The 6069-nt window shown below is 35.6% G+C and carries 6 protein-coding genes and 1 pseudogene; 1 reads left to right on the top strand and 6 read right to left on the bottom strand.

Annotation, left to right across the window (positions count from 1 at the left end; translation table 11 throughout):
• Positions 1–37: 37 nt before the first annotated feature.
• Positions 38–691, bottom strand: a pseudogene (locus QZ620_RS13100) (NAD-dependent epimerase/dehydratase family protein); the annotation flags it as partial.
• Positions 692–731: 40 nt separating this feature from the next.
• Between QZ620_RS13100 and QZ620_RS13905 the strand changes: the two are divergent.
• The gene (locus QZ620_RS13905; protein WP_366935475.1) at positions 732–1154 is read left to right on the top strand and encodes a hypothetical protein; all 423 of its coding nucleotides are present in this window, start codon (positions 732–734) and stop codon (positions 1152–1154) included.
• Positions 1155–1213: 59 nt separating this feature from the next.
• On the opposite strand, the gene QZ620_RS13090 is transcribed toward QZ620_RS13905, so the two are convergent.
• The 5 genes from QZ620_RS13090 to QZ620_RS13070 all read right to left on the bottom strand — a co-directional run.
• Complete coding sequence (locus QZ620_RS13090; protein ID WP_295182456.1) at positions 1214–1672, bottom strand: hypothetical protein; 459 nt, start codon at positions 1670–1672, stop codon at positions 1214–1216.
• Positions 1673–1674: 2 nt separating this feature from the next.
• On the bottom strand, positions 1675–2196 hold the full coding sequence (locus QZ620_RS13085; protein WP_295182454.1) for a hypothetical protein: 522 nt from the start codon (positions 2194–2196) through the stop codon (positions 1675–1677).
• Positions 2197–2227: 31 nt separating this feature from the next.
• On the bottom strand, positions 2228–2782 hold the full coding sequence (locus QZ620_RS13080) for an RNA polymerase sigma factor (RefSeq protein ID WP_295182451.1): 555 nt from the start codon (positions 2780–2782) through the stop codon (positions 2228–2230).
• 316 nt (positions 2783–3098) lie between these two features.
• Complete coding sequence (locus tag QZ620_RS13075; protein WP_295182448.1) at positions 3099–4922, bottom strand: ABC transporter ATP-binding protein; 1824 nt, start codon at positions 4920–4922, stop codon at positions 3099–3101.
• Between the two features lie 10 nt (positions 4923–4932).
• A partial coding sequence (locus QZ620_RS13070) for a phospho-sugar mutase (RefSeq protein ID WP_295182445.1) occupies positions 4933–6069 on the bottom strand: 1137 nt, incomplete at its 5' end.

Here is a 6069-nt window from a genome sequence, read left to right as displayed (position 1 = left end):
CACCTTTTTGTATTTTTCTAAAATTACTAAATATTAATTAGTGGTAATTTTTATACCAATTAATAAATTTTTTAACTCCTTCTTCGATTTTTGTTTTTGGTCTAAAAGAAACCTCTTTAGATAAAGACCTAATGTTTGCATAAGTTGATTTTACATCCCCCAACTGCATTTTTCTTAATTTTTGTTTACTTTTTAAGTTTAGGTTTTTTTCAATTACTTTTATTAGATAACTTAATTGAACCGTTCTATTATTTCCTATGTTGAATATTTTAAAAGGAGCACTACTTTTGTTTGGAATCATTTTTTTATAGTTAAAATTTAAATTTTTTTTTGGAATTTTATCGTAAACCTTTATTATACCTGAGACAATATCATCGATGTAAGTAAAATCTCTTTTCATTAACCCATAGTTATTGACAAATATTCTTTTTTTTTTTGATATAAGTTTTGTAAAAATAAATATTGCCATGTCAGGTCTTCCCCATGGACCATACACAGTAAAAAATCTTAAACCTGTGGTAGGCAAATTATATAGGTGACTATATGCGTGCGCCATTAATTCATTTGATCTTTTTGTTGCAGCGTAAAAACTTATTGGATGATTAACACCGTGTTCTTCAGAGAAAGGGATTTTTTTATTTGCACCATAAACACTTGAACTACTAGCGTACAATAGGTGTTTTATTTTATATTTTTTACAATATCATAATCTTGAGTATGATGTTGTTTGGATGACTGATAATGCCGGTAACACATGGAACCCGATTTTTGATAGCCAACCAACGTACTCAATTGGATCAGTAGATATAGATCCTTCTAATCCAAGTATAATTTGGGTTGGATCTGGAGAAAACGTTGGAGGGAGACATGTTGGATATGGTGATGGAGTTTATAAAAGTTCAGATGGAGGTAAGACATGGAATTTAGTTGCAGAAGGGCAGGAGCCGGGCTATAGAAGTTCGATTAAATTCGTTCCCGGTGGTGATGGGGAGGAATTAGTTGCCGTAGGTTTTGAAGGCATTGATTATAGCAAAGATGGTGGAGAGACCTGGTCAGAATTGAGTGAAGAAGGATTTTTCACCATTAGATTTATCAATGACTCCACTGCATATGCGGCTGGAAGTGGAAGAGTAGCGAAGCTTAGATTTAAATAAAAAACATGCCCGACTTTTAAAGCCGGGCCGTTTCATTCTAACCAAATACTTAACCAATATTATTCGTCACTCGATTTATTATTTTCCTTTTTCGCTCTGTATTCTCTAATGAGCTTTTTATGAAATTCGTCCTCGAGTTTATGTAATTTTATAATGTCTTTCGCTGTAATAATTTGCTTCAAGTCTTTGAAGAGTTGTTTTTTGATCTTGTATTCTTCGTTTTCAACAGAAAGGAATTCATTTAGAAGATCTTCAGCCTGGTCCTCATTATAGCAACTTACATCTTCCAGTTCTATATGCTCACGTTCGTGAAGTTTTCTCTTCTTACGCTCGTATTCATTATAAATTGGCCAGAATTCCTGAGCCAGTTTATCGGTGAGCTCGAGTTCCTGAGTAATAAAAGCTACTTTTAAAGCTTTGATCCTTTTGTGTTGTGCTTCCCGATCTTCGTTTTTTTCCTGTGCCAGTAAAATATTCGCTGGCAAAAGAAATAGAATTATTAGTAGGTATCTTTTCATAATTAGTCCATTATATAAGATGGATCTTCAACGTTTTCATCAATATATTCGAAAGCTGCTTCAGTATCAATTTCAGTAAAGTCAGCTTCCAGATTACCTTGAGTAATCAAATCTGAATATTCAACACTATTAAGGTCGATACTTCCCATTTCATAACTGTCGTAAAGGTAATTTTCTAAAGCCGTAACCTCTATATCATCCCAACCAAGATCGTTCGTTTGATTAGAAGGAAAGAAGTTGCCTAGCATGATGACCATGATTGCAGCTATGGCCGAAGCATATAGCCAGTATTCTTTTTTAAATAACGGTACAACTTTAGTTTCAGGAGCAAAAGATTTTGAGAGGATATTATCTTCAAGCTCATCAAAATAATTATGTGGCGTCGTAAAGCCTGAACTTTCGATTGCAGGTAGTTCATTTTCGTGAGAAATTTTATCCATAAGACTATTTTCAAGATCCTGGAAATAAGTTTCCGGGACTTTGAATCCAGAGTTATTCTTATGTTTAAAATTATCAAGTTTCATCGTACTTATGACTTAGTATTTAAGTAATGGTTTAATTAGACTTCAAAAATTCTTCGATCTTCTTGGTCGCAATGTGATACGAAGCTTTCAAGGCTCCCTCACTAGTACTCAAAATCTCTGCCATTTCTCTATATTTCAATTCTTCGAAATATTTCATATTAAAGACCTGTTGCTGTTTCTGCGGAAGCGTGGCGATAGCTTTTTGTAATTTCAATTGTATTTCGCTTCCTTCAAAATAGACATCACTTTCAAGATTGTCAATAATTTGATCCTGAAGTTCTTCTGAAGTGATCTTTAAGCGCCGCGCTTTTTCATTGATGAATGTAATGGCTTCGTTCGTCGCGATACGGTACATCCAGCTGTACAATTTGCTATCACCTTTAAATTTATCAATATTTCTGAAAATCTTAATGAAGGTATTCTGCAGAATATCATCTGTATCATCATGACTTTTTGCAATATTCCGGATATGCCAGTACAACCGCTCTTTATAAAGCGTTATTAATTCCCTGAAAGCTTCCTGGGAAGTGGATTGCTTCTGCAATCTTAGGATAAGATCCTGTTCAGCTTCTGGTGTGTTGGACATAATAGACGTTCAATACAAAGATATTTAATTCGATTATCGTTCAAAACGATGTTTAAAATAAATGCATGTAAGTAATAGCTTACAGAATACCTCAATAATCAGATGAAAGGAATGATTTCCGGATTAAATGCTAAATAAATTTGGTTAATATGTATTTTGACGTATATTTACAACAGTTAAAAGATTTAATCCTTTTTTTGCCCCTTAAAAATTGTATTATTTCGAATTATTCTTGCTGCCCCAAGTGAGAATAATAATTAAAAAAAGGATGATACCTATGTAGTCATCCTTTTTTTTATGTCGTTACTTCATTTGATCATTCAAAAGACTGCATAGCTACCAGTTTCTTATAAGTTCCATTGGCATCAATCAATTCCTGATGTTTTCCCTGTTCCACTATCTCACCTTTTTGCATCACGACAATCTTGTCTGCATTCTGTATCGTAGATAATCTGTGCGCAATCACAATAGAGGTCCGGTTCTTCATCATATTTTCCAAAGCTTTCTGAACCAGTTTCTCACTCTCAGTATCCAGGGCAGAGGTTGCTTCATCCAGTATCATTACTGGTGGGTTTTTAAGTACAGCCCTTGCAATAGATAAACGTTGCTTCTGGCCACCACTCAATTTGTTTCCGCTATCTCCAATATTTGTATCCAGTTGTTTTGGAAGTTCTTTTACGAATTCCCAGGCGTTGGCTATTTTTAACGCCTCAATAATTTCTGCATCTGTAGCATCATCTTTACCAAGTGCGATATTATTCCGAATACTATCATTAAATAATATTGAATCCTGAGTAACCAGGCCAAGCAAATCCCGGAGATCAGATTTCTTCATCTTTCTAATATCGATTCCGTCGATCTTAATAGTTCCGGAATTTACATCGTAGAACCTGGTGATCAAATTTGCAATCGTAGATTTTCCAGATCCAGATTGTCCTACCAAAGCGACGGTTTCACCTTTATTCACGTTAATAGAGAATTGTTTTAATACCTTTTCATCTTCATAAGCGAAATCCACATTTGAGATCTCTATGCCAGTTTCGAAATTCTTTTTATCAATGGCGTCTGGATGGTCTGTAATGGTCGAAGGTGTTTCGAGAACCTGCAGGATCCTTTCTGCTGCCGCATCACCTTTCTTTACGCTGTAAGTAGCTTTAGAAATTTGTTTTGCCGGAGTCAGGATGTTGTAAGCCAATCCCAGAAAAGCTATAAAAGTTGCTGCATCCAGAGATTCCTCAACAAGAACCATATTACCTCCAAACCATAGAATTACAACAATAACAAAGATCCCCAGGAATTCACTGGTCGGTGATGCCAAATTTTGCCTGTTAATAAGACTATTCAGGATTTCCTTGAGTCTATTTGTGCTTTGCTGAAACCTCTCGTAAAATTTACTTTCTGCATTAAAACCTTTTACGATCTTTAAACTGGAAAGTGTCTCTTCAACAATACTAAGAAAATGACCGTTTTCTTCCTGAGCAAGATTCGACTTTCGCTTTAATTGCTTTCCAATCAAACTAATAATAAAACCAGCGATTGGAAGAAATATAAAAACGAAGAGCGTCAATTGTACACTCATCACTAACATTGCCAGGATCGTAAATAAAATGGTGAGGGGTTCTCGTACAATGAGTTCCAGAATGGAAAGAAACGAAGTTTGAACCTCGTTTACATCGGCAGTGATTCTTGATATCGTATCACCTTTTCTTTTTTCTGAAAAATAAGCTACTGGCAAGGCAAGTATCTTTTTATACATCGCATCACGAAGGTCGCGTAATACGCCATTCCGAAGAAACGTAAGAAAGAAAGAACTTAGATAGCCAAACAGGTTTTTAAGAAAGAAAAGGAGAACCACAATTCCGCAGATAAATATAAGTGCGGCAACTTCATCCTCGTTCACTCTCTGCGTGACCTCGTAATTAAAGTAATCTGAAAAATAATCTTTAGCGTTGGAAATACCAGTATAAACTGGTTTCTCAGCAACCCTTTTTGTTTTATCAAAGAGTACCTGGATAACAGGTATTAGCGCGATAAAAGATAATGTACTGAATATCGCATAGAAGATATTACAAATAATATTGAGGATCGCAAACTTCCTGTACGGCATTGCGAACATCATGATCTTTCTAAAATAGGTCATTTAAAGAAATTTAGCCCAGTTTTAATTCATCTTTGATTCGGGCAATCTTATCACTTAATTTTTGATTTTCAGCATCATAATTGTGAATATCATCCAGCTGAGAATTTACGCTTATGTAGAACTTGATTTTTGGCTCTGTGCCACTCGGTCTTGCCGCGATCTTCGTTCCATTTTCAGTATAATATATTAGAACATTTGATTTTGGAATATCGATAACGGACTCTTTTCGCTCTAAAACATTTTTTGCAGTAGAAGCGTGGTAGTCTTCAACTAAGACAACTTTTTCTCCATCGATCTCTTCCCATGGATTTTCTCTGAGATCTACCAGCATTTGTTTGATTTCCTGCTCACCCTTGATTCCTTTTTTTACGAGGGATATAAGTTCTTCACGAAAAAGACCATGTTCTGTGTAAAGCTCAAGAAGTTTCTGGTAGAAAGATTTTCCTTCTGCCTTCATTCTTGCTGCGATCTCACAAGCAAGTAGGGTAGCGGTTACCGCATCTTTATCTCTAACAAAATCACCAACCATATAACCAAAACTTTCTTCACCGCCACCAATAAAATTCATTTCGGGGTGGTCCTTGATCAGTTTTGCGATCCATTTAAATCCTGTAAGAACTTCTTTGTATTCTACTCCGTATGATTCGGTCAAATTCTTCATCATTGGAGTGGAAACTATCGTAGAGGCAACAAACTCCGATCCTTTGATCTTATCCTGTTTTTTCCATTCCTCAAGCAGAAACCAGGTCATCACCAACATGGTTTGATTTCCATTAAGAAGTACCATTTTACCATCTAAATCACGAACGGCAACTCCAAGCCTGTCACAATCCGGATCTGTTCCAATAACAATATCTGCATTGATCTCTTCTGCTTTATCCAAAGCCATTTTTAATGCTTCAGGTTCTTCCGGATTAGGTGATTTCACTGTCGGAAAATTACCATCTGGTTCACGCTGCTCCTCAACAATATGAACATTACTGAATCCTGCCTTTTCCAGAACTTCAGGAACCATTGTAATAGAAGTTCCGTGGAGAGAAGTAAATACTACTTTAAGATCGCTCTTTGCGATAGCTGAAGTATCAAAACTTCCATTTTCTACAGAAGCTTTTGCAAATGAATCGTCAATCTTCTTGTCGATCTTCTC

The organism is uncultured Christiangramia sp. (assembly GCF_913046405.1).
GTDB lineage: Bacteria > Bacteroidota > Bacteroidia > Flavobacteriales > Flavobacteriaceae > Christiangramia > Christiangramia marina.
This window is presented reverse-complemented; position numbering and strand designations above follow the sequence as displayed.

What these genes read in the sequence shown, in the direction of transcription:
- QZ620_RS13905 (WP_366935475.1), top strand. Translation starts at nt 732, where the DNA reads ATGACTGATAATGCCGGTAACACATGGAACCCGATTTTTGATAGCCAA.
- QZ620_RS13090 (WP_295182456.1), bottom strand. Translation starts at nt 1,672, where the DNA reads ATGAAAAGATACCTACTAATAATTCTATTTCTTTTGCCAGCGAATATT.
- QZ620_RS13085 (WP_295182454.1), bottom strand. Translation starts at nt 2,196, where the DNA reads ATGAAACTTGATAATTTTAAACATAAGAATAACTCTGGATTCAAAGTC.
- QZ620_RS13080 (WP_295182451.1), bottom strand. Translation starts at nt 2,782, where the DNA reads ATGTCCAACACACCAGAAGCTGAACAGGATCTTATCCTAAGATTGCAG.
- QZ620_RS13075 (WP_295182448.1), bottom strand. Translation starts at nt 4,922, where the DNA reads ATGACCTATTTTAGAAAGATCATGATGTTCGCAATGCCGTACAGGAAG.